The 20,770-nt window shown below is 27.5% G+C and carries 13 protein-coding genes; all 13 read right to left on the bottom strand.

Annotation, left to right across the window (positions count from 1 at the left end; genetic code table 4):
- Positions 1-109: 109 nt before the first annotated feature.
- Positions 110-604, bottom strand: coding sequence for a hypothetical protein (locus tag ACXX87_RS03070; protein WP_458573256.1), 495 nt, complete (start codon positions 602-604; stop codon positions 110-112).
- Positions 605-657: 53 nt separating this feature from the next.
- Positions 658-2,982, bottom strand: coding sequence for an Ig-specific serine endopeptidase MIP (gene mip / locus ACXX87_RS03065; RefSeq protein WP_436358377.1), 2,325 nt, complete (start codon positions 2,980-2,982; stop codon positions 658-660).
- 12 nt (positions 2,983-2,994) lie between these two features.
- On the bottom strand, positions 2,995-5,469 hold the full coding sequence (locus ACXX87_RS03060) for a putative immunoglobulin-blocking virulence protein (RefSeq protein ID WP_436358378.1): 2,475 nt from the start codon (positions 5,467-5,469) through the stop codon (positions 2,995-2,997).
- A 23-nt stretch (positions 5,470-5,492) separates the two neighbouring features.
- Complete coding sequence (locus ACXX87_RS03055; RefSeq protein ID WP_436358379.1) at positions 5,493-6,875, bottom strand: MSC_0618 family F1-like ATPase beta subunit; 1,383 nt, start codon at positions 6,873-6,875, stop codon at positions 5,493-5,495.
- A 2-nt stretch (positions 6,876-6,877) separates the two neighbouring features.
- The gene (locus ACXX87_RS03050; protein ID WP_436358380.1) at positions 6,878-8,410 is read right to left on the bottom strand and encodes an MSC_0619 family F1-like ATPase alpha subunit; all 1,533 of its coding nucleotides are present in this window, start codon (positions 8,408-8,410) and stop codon (positions 6,878-6,880) included.
- A 1-nt stretch (position 8,411) separates the two neighbouring features.
- Entirely contained in the window at positions 8,412-10,592 is a 2,181-nt protein-coding gene (locus ACXX87_RS03045) for an MSC_0620 family F1-like ATPase-associated subunit (RefSeq protein WP_458573255.1), read from the bottom strand.
- Positions 10,579-11,049 (bottom strand): MSC_0621 family F1-like ATPase epsilon subunit, encoded by a 471-nt coding sequence (locus ACXX87_RS03040; RefSeq protein WP_436358382.1) that lies wholly within the window; start codon positions 11,047-11,049, stop codon positions 10,579-10,581. The genes ACXX87_RS03045 and ACXX87_RS03040 overlap by 14 nt, the downstream gene beginning before the upstream one ends.
- On the bottom strand, positions 11,039-11,965 hold the full coding sequence (locus ACXX87_RS03035; RefSeq protein ID WP_436358383.1) for an MSC_0622 family F1-like ATPase gamma subunit: 927 nt from the start codon (positions 11,963-11,965) through the stop codon (positions 11,039-11,041). Before ACXX87_RS03035 ends, ACXX87_RS03040 begins: the two co-directional genes overlap by 11 nt.
- A 1-nt stretch (position 11,966) precedes the next feature.
- A complete protein-coding gene (locus ACXX87_RS03030) occupies positions 11,967-12,500 on the bottom strand; it encodes an MSC_0623 family F1-like ATPase-associated protein (protein ID WP_436358384.1) in 534 nt (177 codons plus the stop codon).
- The gene (locus ACXX87_RS03025; RefSeq protein WP_458557359.1) at positions 12,500-13,981 is read right to left on the bottom strand and encodes an MSC_0624 family F1-like ATPase-associated membrane protein; all 1,482 of its coding nucleotides are present in this window, start codon (positions 13,979-13,981) and stop codon (positions 12,500-12,502) included. The genes ACXX87_RS03030 and ACXX87_RS03025 overlap by 1 nt, the downstream gene beginning before the upstream one ends.
- On the bottom strand, positions 13,941-16,232 hold the full coding sequence (mip, locus tag ACXX87_RS03020; protein ID WP_458573254.1) for an Ig-specific serine endopeptidase MIP: 2,292 nt from the start codon (positions 16,230-16,232) through the stop codon (positions 13,941-13,943). The genes ACXX87_RS03025 and mip (ACXX87_RS03020) overlap by 41 nt, the downstream gene beginning before the upstream one ends.
- A gap of 14 nt (positions 16,233-16,246) precedes the next feature.
- The gene (locus ACXX87_RS03015; RefSeq protein ID WP_458573253.1) at positions 16,247-18,784 is read right to left on the bottom strand and encodes a putative immunoglobulin-blocking virulence protein; all 2,538 of its coding nucleotides are present in this window, start codon (positions 18,782-18,784) and stop codon (positions 16,247-16,249) included.
- 171 nt (positions 18,785-18,955) lie between these two features.
- The gene (pyk, locus tag ACXX87_RS03010; RefSeq protein ID WP_436358388.1) at positions 18,956-20,380 is read right to left on the bottom strand and encodes a pyruvate kinase; all 1,425 of its coding nucleotides are present in this window, start codon (positions 20,378-20,380) and stop codon (positions 18,956-18,958) included.
- Positions 20,381-20,770 lie beyond the last annotated feature (390 nt).

Below are 20,770 nucleotides of genomic sequence, written 5' to 3'. Positions count from 1 at the left end.
GTAGTATTAAATATATGAAAAAAAGAAAAAAATCCCGTCAACTGGGAAAGACGGGTTTTTGATCTTGATTTTTTTCCTTTTATACAGGATTTTCCCATTAGAAAAGTAATTAATGCCATCTTTCTTCTTTAATAATTTCAATCAAGGCATTTAATTCTAACATTGTTTTTTGGTAATTAAAAACATAATGTAAATAGTAAGTTTGATTTTTAGTAATAACTTTAATACTATCCCTCCCTTTTTCATAAAAATGTTCTACTTGAAGAATTTCTCTAACATTAATATCAATTTTTTCAATTTTAAATCAATCAAAATTTTTAGGATGTTCTATTAAATTAGCACAACTTTCTCCTTTTAACCTTCCTGCTTCTATAGTAATATTGCTTTTATTAATTTTAATTCACATAACAGTATAAAAAATAGCAACACTTAAAATAATAATAGCACCAAGAAGAGAAACAGCAAAAACAACATAATGCGTATTAAAGTATAAATCTTGTAAAAGAGTTCTTACTAACATCACAAAAAATAATCCATATAATGGTAAAATTAACCGATAAAAACTTCTTGGTACAAAGAACTTTATTTCAATTTTCTTTTGCAAGTATACCACCTTTCCCTATGCTATAAATTATAAACAAAAAAATAGGTTTTACCCTATTTTTTACCTGTGGTTGTATTAGTTTCAGCAGCTGTTTCAATTGCTGCGTTTTTAAATTGGAATTTTTCTGGAATTTGTGTAATATTATCAAATAAATTAGTTTTATAATTATCACCATATAATTTTTGAAGTGCTTGTCTATAAGAGTTTTTTTGATCTTTACCACCACCATAGATTAAATCATATTGTGGTAAGTGATATGCATTTGAACTAGAACCACCATAAATTCCTTTATAATCGTATCCTTCAGATCTAAATGCTGAAGCAACTCCTGTTTTTGCACTATTATTGGATGTATGATATATAGCAACTAATTCGTTATTCTGATTTCTAATTGAAGAACCAGAAGCTCCACCAATTGGAACATAGTGTTTTGGTAAATAAGATAAACCAGCCGCTATCAATTGTTTATTATGATCTAACTTAGCAACATGTAAATCTTTTCCTGTTCTTGTAGCAGAAATAAACGCATCAAGAACACCGGGTTTATCAACAAAAGAACGGTATCCTATTTCGTAAGATAAATAATTTCCCCTATTGATTTGTTCATCAGTATAATTTCATTTACCTGTTACTTGATCATAATTAATACCATCAAAGTATTTGGTTTCCGCATTTGTTCATAAACTAAAGGAATAAGGAGCATCTTTTATTTGATCGTCTTCTTCATATCTTATTAAAAAGTAATCATTTCTAGCAGAAGGATAACCTACAATGTATAAATTATCAATATTTGGTTCTGGATTTGCATAATTTAAGTTTTTATTAATTGCAGCATATTTTTTTAAATATGATTCAGTTTTGAATTTAATTTGTTCACTTGCATGATTTGCATATTCATTTGTAATGATTTTTGCCATTTCTGCAGGGTTGCTTCTAAATGCTTCTTGATTAAAAGAAACTGAACCACCTTTTATTCCTGCTGAAATACCTACATTTGAAGCATCGATTTTTGTAAAATCAATTTCAATAACTGCAAAATCCGCAAATTCTTCTGTATTTTCAAATTTTGCTTTTTGATCTTTAGCAAGAAAATCAGAAGGTTTAGAGTTTAAAAAATCTTCTCCACTATAAACTACTTTTACTGGTTTTTCAGATTGTCCAGCTTTTGGTTTCATTTGGAATCCAAAACCAGTGAAATTTTCATCGTGAGATAAAATTTTGAATTTGGTTCTAACAGCAGCATCTCTGTTTAATCTTGTTAGTCCAAAACCAACGGTTTTATCATTAAGTGCTTCTGCAACGTGTAAGTTAGTACCAAAATATCATTTGGTTGGATAACTTCCATCTGTTGTTTTCTCATAGTCTAAAATTCACATTGTTCCAGAAGTTGCTATAGAATATTTTGGCTCTCCTGGATGTTCTGGATCTGGATTGTTAAATTGCACATGGAAAGTTTGTAGTGCAGCAGTTTTATAATGATCATTTGTTAAATATCTTGCAATACCATCAACTCTAGCTAGATTTCTTCCTGCTGAATCTACTCAAGAAGGTCCTTTACCCAACTCAGGAGCATCATATATTTTTAATCCATCATAAGTACCATCTTCATTATAAGAAGGAACTGTAAATCCTTTAGCTAAAGCACTATCAAAAGTATCAATTCCTGCTTCTTTTGCTTTAGCATCAAATTTAGTTTTTTCTTCTTGTGTTATGTGTACATCTTTTCTAAATGTTGATTCATCATAACCTGGTTGTCTTTTAAGAACAGTTAAATATTCAGCATTATCTTTTTGATATCTTTGATCTTGAGATCATTCTGTTAAATATTTTTGTTGTTCTGTTTTAGGAAGTTGTGTTAAATTTTGTTTAATATAACCATCACCATCTGTTAAAACAGGTGTGCTACTAAAACCAGAAATTTGAATTGTTTTTTCTGCTTTTATTTTTGGATCTTTTTTAGAAACAAATTCAAATAAAACTCTACCTTGTCCAGTTATACTAGAGATGTCAGTTCCATTTGCATCTCTATCTGGAATTGCAGCTAGTACATTAACTTTTACATCCTTTTCATTAATACCTACTACTTCAGGTTTTAAACTAGAAATATTTTGAGCAAATTTAGCAAAAGTTACTGATTCTTTAGGACGATTGAATTCATCATAACCTTTATAATCAACATTAATATTTTTTACAAGATTATTTCATCTTTCTTGTGTAATTGGACCGGAAATTACTGCATTTCCGGGTTTATTTGGATCTTTAGGATCTGTTTTACCAGGTTGTGAGTCAGAAGGATTTAATTGTGTTTGACAAGAAGAAAACACAATTAATGAAGATGAAATTAAAGGTAATAATAAAAGTTTTTTTGTTTTTTTCATTTTTTCTCCATTCTAACTAAAGTCAAATTTTGGATCGTCTTTATTAACAACATCCACAATTTTTCCAAGACCTCTTAGTTGATTAATAAGTGCTGTGTCATAGTTATAAACTTCAAAATGAGTATCAGAACCAAAAGTATGATCACTAAAATTAATTAAAGTATTTAAGTTTGCAATTCCTTCTGAATTTAATGTGTGTGCAGATGAATCAGCTAAAATTCTGATTTTTTTAGTTACTTTTCCATTATCAAAAACTATTTTACTTTTTGGTTGTTGCATTCCTTCTGTTGCTAATACTGTTGCAAATTGTGCTCCATTCATTTCAGAAGCACTAATTTCAAAAGTATCACCTTCATTATGTAAAATAATTCTTTTTAGTTTTCTTGGTTTATTTGAAGGTTTGATTGTATCTGAAAAAATTAAACCTTTTAATGATTTTAATTGTTTTGCACCTGATAAATCAAGTCCTGTTGGATAACTGTTTTCCCCTTCATTGTGATCTGGATCTTTTCCTGGTCCAAAACTTCCTTGGAAGAATGGTTCATTATTTCTAACATAATAAACCATTCTTAAAGCATTATTGATTTCTGTTAAGTCTTTATTTGGTCCAATATTAACATCGTTGAAAGCAATTGTATCAAAGGTAATTCTTGTTGCAATTGTTTGTCTTGAAGAATAATTGAAACTTACATTATAGTCAACTGTGTTAATTCAAGCAACTTTTTTAAGAGCAATAGGGTTGATTGCTCAACCTTCTGCAAGGGAATTTCCTGTTGTTAATAAAGAAAGTTCATCTATTTCTTTATCTTTAATTGCTAAAAGTGCACTTGTATTGTAATTTTCAAAGAATAATTCTAATTGTGGTAATTTATTTGGTAGTGCTTGGAAAATACTAAAGAAATCATAGTTTGAAGAACCTTTTTTACCAATGTTGATAATTCTGTATGAAGTTATTTGTTCGTTTGCTTTAGTTAAATCTTCAATTAATTTTTTGGTTTTTTCTAAAGCATTAGGATTAGCAACATCAATTGTTACAACAATTCCTTCATTTCTTGCATCTGCTTCTGGTTCATCTCTTGTTAATTTTTCAAATTTGATTCCTTGACCAGGAGTGAAGTTATATTTAGAAGAATAAGTGTTTGTAACATCTGATTTTGTTCACCCTGGATAAGTTCCATTTCTAATTTCATCAGGATATCTTGCACGTCAATCGTTGTAACCAAATACCCGTTTTTTAGAATTATCTCTTGTTATTCTTGCTGTTACTGAGTTAATTAGTGGTGAAACAGCATATGAATCAATTTCTCCATCATCATTTATATAAACATTTGAATTATCATCATAAATAACCATACCTTCACCTAAATTTTTAATAGCATTAGATGATAATTTCGTAAATTTAGTCATATCTAAAAAGGAAATTATTTTTAATTTAGCTCAATCTTCATTTTTGTGAGCTTTAAGTTCTTTGTAATATGCTTTTTTTCCTTCTTCAGTTAAAAAGTTAACAACTTTATCACCATTTGCAATTAATTTTCAAAATTTATCAATAATTTTTCTATAATAACCAGTTGATCTATAATCGGTGTCTAAAGCCTCTTTAATTTGATCATTAGTTAACTGTCCTGAACGAATTTCAGGAAAATCTGCCTGATTTAAAGGAACATCCTTAGCTAAAGCTCTTAAACTACTTCTTTTATTTGCTTCAATGATTTTATCAGTAACTTTAATACCTAATAATTTAGGAGTAATTTGATTAATGTATTCTACTCTGTTTGCATTACCTGCTGCAATATCTCTTTGATCGATTTTTCTTGCTTGTGGTTTTTCGATGTTTACCCTAATTTTTTCACCATAGAAATCCACTGTTATTTCTGTGTTTTTATCACGGACTGGATCTGGACTTGGTGGTGTTTTAACAGTAGGGGTTGGTAAAGGTTTTGGATTTTCAACAGGTTGTGTAATTACAGGATCTGGAACTTTAGACTCAGGAGCAGGTTCCGGTTTTATTATGTCGATAATAACAGGTTTTTCCTTTGGAGCTGGTTGCTCTGGTTGGGGTTCTGGTTCCTTTGGTTGATCAATAATAAGGGGTTTTTCCGGATCTTTAGGTTTATCTGGTTCTACAGGTTCTGGATCGGGTTCTGGCGGATTTGCAGGTGGTGGTGGGGTTTCAGAAATTGGTTTATTTAAAGGTTCTTCTTTTTTTGGTTCTTCTGGAACCGGTTCTTCTTTTTTAGGTTGCACTTTTTTAGGTTCTTGGTTATTATCTCTGTGAGAGTTAAAACCATTTTTAAAATTTAAGTTATTTCCAGTGTTGATGGAAGTAACGTTATCATTTAATAATTTAGAACGATCAGCTGAATTTGCTTTATCAGTAGTTGAAACATAGAAAAGAGCACCTACAGTAATAGGTGTAACTATAGACACGGAACTTATTGCTATAATTTTTTTATTTTTAGTACTTTTAAAAAAATTTGTTCCCATGATTCCTCCTTTATTTGTTTCTTTTATTTAAGTCCAAGTTCTTTGTCAGTTGGAATATTTAAATTTGAACCAACATAACTAAATATTTCAGGACTTTGGTTTAAATATTCACCATTAATTATTCTTATAACTGAATTGACTGTATCTGCTAAAGGAACATATGCTCCAGGTTCTTTTGTAAAGTGTTCAGTCATAAAGAAGTTTTGTGAAAAGAAGTTTTCTAATTGTAATGCTTTTTTAACAATTTTCTTACTTTCGTCATCAAGTTCATCAAATCCTAAAATTAAAATAACATCTTCTAAATCTTTATAGGTTTTTAAAATTCTTTTTGCTTCTACTATTGCATTAAAGTGAGCTTCTCCTATAATTTTAGCATCAACTGAATTTGATGAACTAGCAAGTGGATCAAAAGCAGGGAAGATGTTTTTTGCTGTTTGTGCTCTCGAAAGCACTAAATTACCATCTAAGTGGTTAAATACAGCAACAGCAGAAGGATCACTTATATCATCCATTGGTAAGAATACTGTTTGAAATGATGTAATCCCTGCATTTTCATTTTTAAATAAACGTTCTTGAACGTGAGCAACATCACTTTCAAGAGTAGATTGGTAACCACCAACTGATGGTTTTTTCCCAAGTGAAGCACTAACTTCGTTTTCTGCTTGCACAAAACGATAAATGTTATCTATAAATAATAAAACATCTTTTTTCTCTACATCTCTTAAGTATTCTGCAGCTGTTATTCCAATTGGCACAATTGACATCCTTGCACCTGGAGATTCATTCATCTTAGAAATATACATTGATGAATTTTGCATTAAATTGGAACTTTCTAGTTCGTTAAATAACTCAATTGCTTCTCTAGAACGTTCTCCAGAACCGATGAAAATGTTGGAAGTTGATTCACTATTTTTATTAACATTAAAAATGATTTCTTTCATTAAAACTGTTTTTCCAACTCCAGCTCCACCAAAAATCCCAAGTTTATAACCTTTAATAATTGGCATAAAGAAGTCGATAGCTTTAATTCCTGTTTCAATGATTTCAATTTTGGAATCAAGCACCCTTTCTTTATTAATAGTTGAATTCATTTCTACATATAAAGGATTTGTTTCACGGTCAGTTAATAAAGGTTTTCCATCAAAACTATAAATGTTGTTTTGAGCCAAAGAACTAACTGGAACCATAAAACTTTTTCCTGTATTAACAACAGTTTCTCCAAGGGAAATTTCTTTATATAAATAAATGATAATTGCTCTTACTACTTTATTATTAACAAGTCTTTTAACTAATAAATATGTTTTGCCATCGTGTAAAGTTAAAATTGTGTTTAAAGTTGGTAGATTACCTTCTAAAAATTCAATTTCTACTACATCTGTTCAAAATTTAATTATTTTTCCATTCATAATTATCTATCTCCTGTTAATTCTAAAAGTGTATTCATTTCTTGTTCGCTAAAGTCAATAAATTTATGCTCTACTTCTATTTCTCAATTTAATTTTAATTTTTTAGCATATTGTAATAAAGCATATGAGAAGTAACTTTTGGTAATATTTTCATCATAAGGTTCGTTGTTAATAATTTTTTCAAAAATTTCTTTTGCATCTGGATTAGCATCAATTAGCACGTTTAAGAAGGTCATTGCTTTTTGTTCTTCTTTAATTCCTTTAAGAGTTCCTCATAAAATTAGTTTGGACATTAATAGAACAAATCTGTGTGAATAAAGTGAATAACCTCTTTGCATAAACATTTTATCAATCATTTTTCCTTTATATAAAAGGTTTGTGGTTTCTTTATTAAATTCATAATCAAGCATTGCTAATTTTAAATGTCTTTTATAAGCACGGAAAATCTTACCTATTTCTCCTGCTACTTTTGTAATTGTTCTTGATTGCACTGAACTACCTGTTCTGGATACAGATAAATCAATATCAATAGCTGGTAATCTACCACTACTAAATAAATCTGCACTTGTTACTAATTGACCATCAGTGATGGAAATTACATTAGATGAAATTAAACTTGTAATATCTCCATCTACTGTTTTTAAAATAGGTAATGCTGTAATTGTTTGACGTCCAACAAAAGAACCTGCTCTTTCGAGTAATGATGAGTGAGCAAAGAAAATATCTCCTGGCATCGCTTCTTTTCCAACTGGTTTATCAGTTAATAAAGCAATTTCTCTAATGATATTAGCATGTTTTGTTAAATCATCAAAGACAATTAAAACATCATCATATTGTGAAATGTTTTCAGCGTGAGCCATTCCAATGTAAGGTGCTAAATATTGTTGATAAGCACTTGTTGAAGGTGCATCAATAATAATAGTGTTGTCTAAAGCATCATATTCTTTTAAAGTTTCATAAAGTCTAGAAATATCTTCTCTTTTTTGTCCAATGGCAACATAAACACATTTAACATTGTTTTTTGCTTGGTTAATCATTGTATTAACAACAAGATGGGTTTTTCCTGTTTGACGATCTCCAATAATTAATTGTCTTTGTCCTTTTCCAATTGGAATAAGTAAATCGACAGAAATAATTCCAGTATAAAGTTGTTCATTTAAAGTTTTTACTGTCATTAAATTATGGGCATCACCAAAAATTTTGCTCTTTCTTGAAAAAGAGTTTCCTTCAATTTTTCTTTTGGAAGGAAAAATTTCGTTTCCGTGAATATCTAAAATTTTTCCAAAATGAGAATAAGAAGTTTCGATTTCGTTTTCAATTTTTACTTCTACAATTTCTTGACCTATTTTAAGTTTTTCTAAAACATTATTATCAACTAATAAAAATGCTCTAGTATCTGTAGCACTTACAACCATCATTCTTGCTTCTGGAAATTCTTCTGTTGTAAAATTTTGTCTTTGTTTATATTCATAATCACCAGTTACTTCAACTATATAATCAAAAATAGCTGTAATTATTGGGTTTTTCTTTTGCATGTTATATTCCTCCTATAGTTCCAAATAAAATTAATGCAAGAGCAAATACGATAACAATAGTTGATAAAATAATTATTGCAATATTTGCTTTTAAAGTTGATTTATTACCTTTAGTTTTTGAATTTAATTGGTTTGCACTTGCAAGAGCAACTGCTCCTAATCCTGCTGTACCTAAAATAGTTCCTATTACTGTTAAAAATAAGTTTTGTGATTTAAATTCTTGTTGTAATAATTTGTTAGCATTTGTATATTCGCTATTAAAGTTTTTAGAGTTTTCTTCTTTATTTTTCTCATCTGTTTCTGGTTTTTCGTCTTTTAAGAAACTTTTGACGATGTTAAATTGTTTTGCTATTTTACTTAGTAAAGCTAAATATTCTTCATATCACTTAATGGTATTAAAAGTTTTAGCTCCTGCGTGTTTTTTAATAACAGAAATGTCTTTTCTCATATTTTCAAAAAGTTTATTGATAATATCTGTATTGGCGTGATATTTTTGGAATTTATCATTAACTTTTTTTAGTAGTTCTGGTTGATTTTTTAATAACTGTTCGTATCTTAATAACTCTTTTTCGTAACCTTCAGGAAGAATTGAATAAAATTCTCTAAACTGAATTCTTGAAGTTTTAAGTGAAGAAATTAATTGTACATCTAGTAAATTAAGTCCATCTTCAATTACTGAAGCATTATTTAAATTGTTACTTTTATTTAACTCAACACTAATTGGTGAAAGGATTTGTGATTGTTTATCAACAAAAGTTTTATTGTAATATAACTCTTGTGTAACAACATTAATCATTGTGAGTAACCTTGTTTTTAATTGATTACTTTCTAGGGCATCTACATCAATTTTTTCATCTAATTGTAGTGATTTATAAAGATTAACAAATATATTTCTTACTGATTTAACATATTCTTCATAAATTTTTTGAAAACCTTTATTTTTAGGTATTGTAATAAAGGTTTTATATAACCTTATGTATTCTGGTTTTACTAAGTCTTGAATTCTAATCGTTGCAATATAATTATCACTATTAGTATCTTTTTCTATTGCAATAACTTTATATTCAAAACGAGTATTGATTGGATTATTGAAGAAGAAGTAATTTTCACTAATTGGTTCTGCTTCAAATTCTGATGATATCTCTTCTGCAGTTTTATCTAAATTTTTAGTTAACACTTCAGGACCAAGAATTGGGAGTTTTTCAATATATTCTTTTGGATTATATGGTTTAACATCTACAATTTGGTCGCTTGGTTGTGAATCTACATCGTCAATTGTTGGGATTTCTGGAATAGAATTATCTGTTTGTTCTTTTTGTTTTTGTTCTTCTTGCTGTTCATCATCTGTTTTATTTTGATCCAAATCAAAAGCAGTAAATCTATTTTCGTATTTGCTTTTAAAATAATCATCTCAAGTTGTAAAACCTTCTGGTGGTTTTGCAACAAGAGCACTTACTGTACTTCCATCACCTTTAGAAATAGTTTCTGGAGTAAATTCAATATCAGGAATGTCTTTTTCATTATAAAAGACATCTGTTATTCTTTCTTTTAAAGAATCATTATATTTTTTTAGATAATTATTTACTTCTGTACTTGTGTAAAAGTTAGATTCTTCTTTTTCAGCTTGTTGTTTTCCTTTTGTTCCTATTGCTTTAGTATAACTTGTATTGTCTGATGTTTCGTTAAAAATTACATTATCATATGTTTTTCCTTCAAAAGTTACTGTTCCACGTTTAAAATTGTCTTTTTGTGAAAAAACATTTGGGAAAGTTACATTTAACTTATTTCCATTAGGATCAGAAGCCATTTTTTCTTTATTTGCTTCAAGAAAATTTTTAAGAGTTTCTAAATAGTAGTTTTTCTTAGCTTTATCTTCAAAAGAAATTTTTTCATCCACTTTTAGTTTATTTTGCTCATCTGCTAAATTCTTAATAGCGATATCGACAGCTGTTTGTAGTCCGGTTTTAATTGCATCTTTAGCTATTTTAGCAAAAGTATCAAATTGTGGACTTTTTTGTTTTTTTGCAGCTGGTTTTTCTTTATCATTTGCTGTGCCATTTGTGCTTGAAGTTCCTGAATTAGGTTCAGGATCAGCACTTGCAAAAAAAGCAGCTGGAGTGATAACTAAAGGTAAGGCAAAAGTTGCTAATAATTTGTGTTTATCTTTATTATTCTTTTTCATTTTCACTTACCTTTCTTAAATTTATTTCTTTTATCACTTCTGCTTTATATAAAGTAAATATTAATTCTTTTTCTTTTATTGTGTTATCTAAATTAAAACTTAACTTATTCATTGATTTTGTAAAATCTAGTTCTTTTTTTAGATCTTTTATTAAGGAATTATCGTTATTTTTTGCAGTTGCTAATTTGAAAACTTCTTGTTCATTCAAAGAGTTAATAATTATTTCATTTTTTAAAATAATGAAATTTGCATTTTTTAAAAAAAGATATTTATCAGCTTTTGATTTTTCCTTTATTTTTATGAGAATTTGTTCAAAACAAGCAAGCGATTTTTTTTCAATTTCACTTCATTTAAATTCGTCTTTAAAATACAATTCTAAAGAACTATTTCAAACTTTCAAAATGGAATTATCAATAAAATTAATAGTAATGCTATATAAATTAGAATTAGTTTTCATTGCTTTCTCCTTTATTAAATACAGAGAAATTACCGTTATTTTTAGTTAGCATTATAATTTCTTCAATTTCATTTTCTCTTTTGATTTTGATAATTTTTCTTTTTGTAAATTTGATTTCTTTTTCTAAATCTTTTAGGATTTTATTAACTCTTACTAAGTTTAATTTAGCACTATAAAATAGTGATTCGATAATTAAAGATTGCACTACATTTTCAATATAAATATCAATACTATTTTGCACATATTCAGCAACATTTGGATAAATATTGAAATCAAATAAATCTTTTGGAAGATTTTTTTCATTTGTATTAATTAACTTATGCATTTCAAAATTTTCAATTGGTAAAATTGTGAAATAACTTTTGTAATTCTTATTTGAGTTTAAAACAAAATTCACTTTTTTGTATTTTTCTTGTTCATAGAGAAATTTAATTAAAGTGGAAATTGTTCTAATTTTTGTTGTGTCTTCAAGATCAAAACTTTTTAAAATGTTTAGATTATTACTTTTTAAAAATTCTTCTGCTTTTTTTCCAATAGCAAGAAAATCAATTTTTTTGGTTTTAGCATTTGCTAAAATCATTTTTTCATATCTAGAATAAGAGTCAGTAGAGTATTTTTGCTCTTCTTTTAAATAAATTCATAATTCTTTTTCTTTGATTATAGTATTTGAAAAAAGTCCTTTAATGGTTGATTTGAACTTGTTTTTTCCATTATCAATGATAAAAGGATTTTGAATGTTATATTTATCATTTAAATGTCTGATTGATTCTCTTGTTAAAAAGGCATTATCTATATAAAATTTAAGTTTTTGATTCAGTTTTACTATGGTTATTAATAGAATATTTTTCTCGCTGTTAGCTTTTAAATTAATTTTTTCTAAATTGTTCTTTTTTTGAACTATTTTTTTTAAATGCATATTATTTTGCTATTTGATTTGTGTAATCTTTTTTAAAAACTAATTTCATCTCTTTAGAATAAGAAGAAAAATAAATTATTATTCCAGGTAAAACTTCAACATAGAAATTTCTTTCCATTAAGCTATTAATTTCGTTGTTTAATTTGGTTAAAAAGTTTTCTTTAACTAAATTTTCATCATATCTTAAATCAAAGTGTTCAGTGTTTGAACTTATTTCTTTTACTAATATTGGAACAAGAAATTTTGGACTGAATTTTTTGTTTAAACCAAAAGAAATAATAAAATCTAAATAAACTAAATCATATTTTTTTACTAAAGCTTTAGTATAAATTGATTTATATTCTTTTATAACATCACTTTCAAAACTCAATCCTGTGCTAAGTAAAACTGATGACATCAATCTTGAATATGAAATAAATTTTTCAGAAGCTTCTATTTCTTTGTATTTTTGTTCTAAATCATAGAAAGGAAATAATAAAGCTTCTTGTTCTTTACTCAATTTGTTCTTTGGTTTTTTACTAAATAGTTTTTTCATTATTTACTCCCTTTCTTTTTAGGTGATTTATTGTGTTTTAAGATTTTTACTAATGTGATTCCAGAATCAATAAGTAGGCTAATTAAAAATGTTGATAAAATGGTAATTATAAAGATAATTAGAATTTCATTCATAGTAAAATCAATATTAAATGATGATAAAGCGTAATTTTGTCTTTCAATTAAAATAGTGTTTAGTGATGAAACAAAAAGTAATAAACTAATTGCTCCTAAAAAAACAAATGTTAATAAAATCATATAAAAACTTGTATTTTTAATGTAAATTAAATAAAAAAGTGAAATGATTGTCGAAATGACAACAGAAATTATTAAGATAATTGAATTAATAAGTAATTCTGTAGAAAATCTTGTTGCAATCATAACCGATATTCAAATTAAAAGTTGTACTACAACAAAATAAAATGATGGGTTAATTTTGCCTTTTGGTTTCAAGAAAGAAACAAAATTAGATGCAAAGTAAAGACTTGTAAATATTAAAATAAAGATAATTTGTACAATTAAAGCAATATAACTATTTTGCTTACTTGCAGAAATAACATCAGTATTTTTTTGTGTTGTAATTAAGATAAAGACAAATCAAATTATTAATGCAACTGCTGAACTTAAAAAGAGAATAATTTGACTTTTAAAATATAAATGGTTATATTCTCTTTTCAATAAAAACTGAATTTTTGGAAAGTTCATTCCTATTAATAAGATTGTTATAGTTAAAATAATAGCAATCATATAAATAATATTTAAGGATGTTTTAACTGAAAACAATTGTTCCATAAATAAATAAATTTGACTTTTATCTAAAATTAGCGCTGGTAAATCATTTTGTTGCTTTTCGATTAATAATCAAAAAATTGAGATATATCCAGCTACAAATAAAATTTGTGCGATTGTGGAAACAATAATTGAAGAAAGTTTATTATTACCAATTTTGTTTTTATTTTTCTTTGTAAAGTAAAAATAAAAGTAATTTGCTATATTTAAAATTGTAAGTGGAATTAATATAAATGTTAATCAAAAATGTTGATATACATTATTATCTGGTACATATTTATCTAAATTTGCATATGGATTAAAAACAAAAAATAATACAAAAGCTGCAATTGAAAATAAATAATAAAGAATGTACCAAGGAATATAAATTTTTATCAATTCTTTATGAAAAACTAAGTTTATATAGTTTTTTATAATCGAATAGAACAAGACAAAGAATAATAAAGAAACTTTTGATATTATTAAAAAATTATATTGTCTTGCAATTTGTAAAGAATTAAATGATAAAAAGTAATCTGCTCTTTCTGCTCTACCTAAAATTGTTGTATTATAGAATATTAAAATTAATAATAATCCAACAAAAATAGAACCTACTAAAGAATATTTCAGAACATCAAATAATCAATTATTTTTTGGTTTTGTTTTATATCTATTAATTATTTTCTGATTCTGTTGCTGTTGAACTGTTATCAAAAGTAAATCCCTCCTCTACGTGATCTAAACCTTGTGGGAACAAGTTGGTTTTGAAGTTTGTATCACTTCCATAAAGTTTTTTCATTTCTTCTCTGTATGATTTTTGTTGATCTTTTCCACCACCATAGATTAAGTCATATTGTGGTAAATGATATGCTTTATCCCCTGTTCCATAAGCACCTTTAAAATCATATCCTTCAGATCTAAAAGCTGCTGCTAATCCTGTTTTTGCTCCACTATTTGCTCCGTGGAATACAGCAACAAGTTCATTTTTGTCATTTCTAACAGATGAACCTGATGCTCCACCATAAGGAACATAATGTCTTGGACTATAAGCCAATCCTGAAGCTACTCATTGTTTTTTTTCTGAATCAGTGTATAAATCTTTTCCAAGTCTAGTTGCACTTATGAATTCATCAACTACTCCTGGTTTATCTGTAAATGTTCTATATCCAACTGAATAAGAAAGGTAATTTCCTTTTTTTGCTTTTTCACTGTCATTTGTTGTTACAGAGCCTTTTGGAAATAATTCACTATCTGCATTTACTCATAAACTAAAATCTCTTTTTCTACTTTTTATTTGATCTTCATCTTCATATTCTTTTAAGTAAAAATCTTGAAGAGCTAATGGATAACCTAAAATGTATAGACTATCACCTTTGTATTTTTCTAAATCTTGTTTTAATAAAGGAAAATCAATTTGTTTATAATCTTTTAGATATGATTTTTTTAAGAATTTTATATGATCTTCTTTTTTGTCTGCATAGTCATTTGTAAATAATTTTGCAAATTCTGATTTATCGTTAAATAAAGAATTGATTTTTGCTGAATCATATGATTTATTTCCGTATGTAATAGAAGAACCGTTTTGACCAACTGTTTGCTGTAGTTTTTCAAAATCCAATTCAATTACAGCAAAATCAATAAATTCTTTTTTATCTTTAAAAGTATTTTTTTGTGCATCTATTAAGTAGTCAGAAGGATCTTTTTTAAGAAAATCTTTACCTGAAAATACTACTTTAATAGGTCAATTATTTTTATTTGTAAGATCTAAAGGGAAACCAAAGCTTGTAAAGTTTTCATCAAATCCAAGTAATTTAAACACTGTTTGAATTCCTGCATCAGGATTTAAACGAGAAAAACTAATAGATGCTGTTTTATTAGTTAAAGCATCTGCAACGTGCACATTTGTTCCAAAATATCATTTTGTTGGATATTTGTTATCATCTTTTTTCTGAAAGTCCATAATTCACATAGTCCCAGAAGTTGGATGGAACACTTTTGCATCTTTTTCATCTTGATTATTAAAAGTTACATGGAATGTTTGTAAAGCAATTTTCTTATACATTTCGTTTGGTAAGTATCTTGGAATACCTACTATTTGATAAGGATCTCTTTTTGCTGCATCTAATCATGAAGGACCTTTAGTTACTTCTGGTTTATCATATATATCTAAACCTTTATATTCACCTTTATCATCATATGAAGGAAGTGTAAATCCTTTCATTAAAGAGTTGTCATAAGTATCGATTTTTGTTTCTTTTGCTTTTGCATCAAATTCTTTTTTCTTTTCTTCTGTTATTTTTAACTCTGGTCTATAATTCGCAGCATCAAAGTTGCCTGCACCTTGAGTTAATTGTAATTTTAGTGTTTTAACATATTCTTCGTTATCAATATTAAATCTTTCTTCTTGATTTGAAGTAACATATTTTTTCAAGAAAGTTACATTATCTGTTTTTTGTAAGTTAGTTGGAATTGAACCATCAGAACCAGCATTGTAAGGATTGCTTGCAAAACCATCAACCACCACTTCTTTAGTATATTTGATTTTAGGGTCGCTTTTTAGAGTGAATTCAAATACTATTGTTCCTTTACCAGTTCTATTGGAAATAGATAAACCTTCTTTATCTCTTTCTACTTTAAAGTTAGTTATAGAAGCAGATACTTTATCAGAATCTTTTCCACTTATTGTGAATTTAACATCTTCAAGAAAATCGTGTAAATCTGTAAAATATACATTTTTTCTGTCAGTTTTTGGGGGATTTTGTGTAAAAGATGTATATTGTATATTAACAGAATCAGCTACTGATTTTAAAAAAGTATTTTTTCTTTCTTCTGTATCTAATGGTAAATTATCATTTCCTCCGTTATTATCGCCAGGATTTGGTTTGCTTGTGTCATTACATGAAATGAATGCAAAAGAACTTATTCCTATTAATAATAAAGGCATAAAAATTTTTCTTTTTTTCATTTTGTCCTTCTTTCTTAGTTAAATTCAAAGTTTTCTGAACTTGAATATGCTACTCTTTTTCCGATATTTTGCATTTGTTTATAAAGCATTGTGTCATGTTCTCCAACATAAATTGTTGTATTGCTATTAAAGTTTCCATCGCTTCAATCTAAAAGAGTATTAAGGTTTCTTACTCCTTCTGGTGTTAATGAATTTACTCCATTTTTAGAAACAATTTTGATTTTAGATGTCTGACTTCCGTTAGAAAAACCAATTTTGCTTCTTGGCATTTGTGGTAATGTTTGATCTAAAATGTCAGCTCATTGTGCATTATTCAATTCATCAGCATCAATTTCAAAAGTATCACTATTGTTAAAAAACTTAATTCTTTTGAGTTTTCTAACTCCATTAGAAGAGTTGTGAATATCATAGAAGCGCATTCCACGCAATGATTTAATTGATGGTGCTCTACTAAAATCTAAACCAAGAGGATAACTGTTACCACCTTCATTGTGATCAGCATCCAATCCTGGACCAAAACTTCCTTGGAAAATCCCTTCATTATTTCTTACAAAATATGCCATTCTTAAACCATCATTAATTCTTGTTAAGTCTTTATAAACTGTTGGATTACTTCCTAAATCAGATTCTTCAAAAGATAGTGTATCAAATACGATTCTAGAAAATACTTTTACTCCATAACCATATTCTCTACTTACATTATAATCTAAAGTATTAACAAAAGCAACATTTCTTAAAGCTAAAGGATTAATACTTCATGAATCTGAATGCACATTTTTAGTTGTGTATAAAGATAATTCATCAATTTTTTTATTTTCTAAAGCAATAAGTGCTGATGTGTTATTTGTTTCAAAATATAACTCAAGTTGTGGCAAGTTATCTGGCAATGCTTTAAAAATATCATAAAATCTTTGGTTTGCATCTTTTGTTCCGATATTTTTAATTTTATAAGATGTTATTTCTAAACCGTTTTCTTTTGCTTGTCTTATAAATCCAAGAGTTTTAGCATAACCTTTGTTGTTGGATGCATCGATTTCTACTACTAAACCTTTATTTCTTTTTCCTTGAATAGGTTCATCTCTGGTGAGTTCACTAATTGTAAAACCATCACTTCTTGAAACGTTATAACTTGTGAATCGATAGTCTGATGTAACATCTCTTTTAGTTCATCCTGGATAAACTCCTTTTTGTACATCTTCTGGAGATCTACTTCATTGACTAGAATAACCAAATACTCTTTTCTCTGAATTATCTCTTTTTATTGTTGCAACCACTCCATTTATTAAAGGTTCAAAAGAGTATGAATTTATTTCACCATTTGCATCGATATAAACATTTCTATTTTCTGGTTCAATAACATATCCTTTTCCAAGCATTGTTTCTACTGCTTGTGATGTTTTGGTGAATTTGTTTGGATCAATGTAAGAAATTATTCTTGCATATCTTTCGTTTTTATCTTTTAAAGCTTTTAATTCTGGGTATTTTTGTTTTCCTTCATCTGTTAAAAACTCCCTAACTTTATCACCATTTTCAATTAATCTTGAAAACTTATCAAAAAGCACTTTATAATAGTCTTCATTTAACTCTATATACCTTGAAATGCTAAACATATCAGAGTTTGGAGTTCTAAGTGAATCTCTTTCTTCTTGATTAAAAGTTCTTGTTAATGCTTTAATTGCACTTTTAGTATTTGCTGCTCTTATTTCATCTGTAACTTCTATTGAATTAATTTTGGGGGTTATATTAGCAACATAAGGAACTCTATTAGTAATTTTTTTAGCAACATCATCAGAATGAAGAATTCTTTCTCTTGGTCTCGTAACGTGAGCAACAATATCAGTATTCTCAAAATGAAGAATTTCAACATTTTTATCCTGTGGTTTTGGTTGAACTGGCTCCGGTTGTGGTGTTTCTACGGGTTTTTCCACTGGTTTTGGTTGCACAACTGGTTCTTCAATTACTACCGGTTGAACAGGTTCGGGTTTTGGGGGTTCTACAGGTTGTTCTGGCTGTTTTGGTTCTTCAGGAACAATTGCAGGCGGTTTTTGTGGTTCCTCTTTTGGTGTTTCAGGAGTAACCTTATTATCAACGTTGATATCAATTATCTTTGGATTTTCCGGTTCAGGATCATCTGGGGTTATTGGTTCAGGTTCTGGTTCAGGTTCTTTTTCTGGGGGTGGAGGTGGAGTTTGTTTTGGTGGTGAAACCAAAATTTTTTCTTCCGGTTTTTCGCTTGCGGGTGGTTTTAAAAGTTCTTCTGGTTCTTTTGGATTTTCACTAATAGTTATTTCTAGTTTTTTCTCCGGTTTTTTTATTTGTTTGACTTTTTGGTTGTTATCTCTATGAGAAAATAAACCATCTTTAAAATCTAAATTGGTTCCTGTATTAATAGAAATAATGTTGTCTTTTAATAATTTAGATCTTTCGGTTGAATTTGCAGAATCAGTAGTTGCTGCAAAATAGATACCCGCTCCTGTAACAGGTATTGTAATAGAAGTGGTTAAAATAGCAATTGTTTTTTTAACTTTGCTTTGTTTTAAAAAATTTCTCATTTTTACCCCCTAAATATGAAAAATGTTTTAATTTTATATTTTGATTATACTCCTATTTTTTTTTTTTTTTGTTAAAAAAGATAAAAATAAACAAAAATTCCTTTTTTTATAACTTTTTAAATCTTTTCGAAAAACAAAAATCTTTCCTATAAAAAGAAAGATTTTGTATTATTAATATGTAAATTCAGTAATCTTGTCGTTTTCAACAATTACGAATTTATCTCCTTTATTTGCACCATATGGTTTTAAAGCTTCTTTTGCTTTAGATGGGTTATTTTTGATTTCTTTAAATAATTTAATTGAATCTAATGATGTAAACACTGAAGAAGTAACTCCAAATCCACCAATCATTTTTTCATTATCTAAAATACCAATAATTGCTGTATTTGGTCTAAATTTAGCAACCATTTTTAATAGTTCCCCTGTTCTTGATAAAACAATTGCATATCTAATGTCTTTTTCTGCTGTTAAATGTGCAAGTTTATGAGCAATTTCTGCTCTTTTACCTGAAGAAGCTTTAGCAATAGTAGCTAATTGAACTCTATAGAATAATTTATTATAAAATTCTTTTTCAGCTCTTTTATTAATAGTTGACATAACTTGAACTGATTCTAATGGGTAGTTACCTTGTGCTGATTCCCCTGATAACATAGTAGCATCAGCTCCAAGTTCAGTTGCTCAATAAACGTCTGTTACTTCTGCTCTTGTAGGTTGTGGTGAATTTTCCATTGAATCTAACATTTGTGTAGCAACAATAACTGGTTTACCAGCTAATCTACATTTTCTAATAATATTTTTTTCGTGATATGGAACATCTTGATAAGGAATTTCTAAACCTAAATCTCCTCTAGCAATCATAATTCCATCTGATTCAGCAATGATTTCATCAATTCTTTCAATACCTACGTGTGATTCAATTTTTGAAATAATTTGAATGTGAGAACCACCATTATCATTTAATAATTTTCTCAATTCTTGTACGTTTGCTGCTGAGTTAACAAAAGATGCTGCTATGTAGTTTACACCTTTTTCAATACCAAATTTAACATCATTTATATCTTTTTCAGCTAAGAATGGTAATGAAAATTCAACACCTGGTAAATTAATTCTTTTATTTGATTTTAATTTGTGAGTGTTAACCATTTTAACAACAACTCTTCCTGGTTTAACAGTTTTAACAACTGATTGCAGTTTACCATCATCAAATAGAACTCTGTCACCTGCTTTTAAATCTTTATCCATTTCATATGAAACAGAAAATTGTTTTGCAGTTCCTTCAAAGTTTTTAAAATCATTTGCATTTGTTAAAATTGTTACTTCTGAATTCGCCTCAATAACTTGAGCTCCATCTTTCATTTTTCCAACTCTAATTTCTGGACCTTTTGTATCAAGTAAAATAGAAACTGGAATGTTTAACTCTTTAGTTATTTTTTTAGCATTTTCAAATTTTGCATTTTGTTCTTCAAAATCACCATGTGAAAAGTTTGCTCTAATTGTAGTAACTCCATTTTCAACAAGTTTTTTTAATAATTTATAGTCCTGAGTAGAAGGACCGATTGTAGCGATCAATTTTGATCTTTTATCTGTAATACTCATTTTTCTCCCTTGATTAAATTAAAACATCTTCTACATTTTACTATTTTTTTATTATTTTTATAAAAAATAAACTTTTTTATTCGTTGTAAATTTCAATAGAAATTAAAGAAAAATGATCATTTAAATTAAAAAAGTTAAAAAAGAATTGAAAAATTTCTGTTTTTTGATTTTTTATATTTTTTTAATTTAAGTCTGTTTTAATGAAAAAAGTGCAAAAAAACCGCTTTTTAAAGCGGTTTCTTCGCTTAGATAGAGAATTTTTAAATATCTCTAAATACCCGCACCTTGGCGGCTTTTTCCAATACATAATAATTCTAACATATTTTTACAAAAAATTATTAAAACAGAAATAAAATGTCACCCCCCATTCCCAATATAAAATGTCACTTT

The organism is Mycoplasma sp. 613B (genome assembly GCF_054343485.1).
Note: the sequence above shows the minus strand (reverse complement) of the source record. Positions and strands in the feature narration are given on the sequence as shown.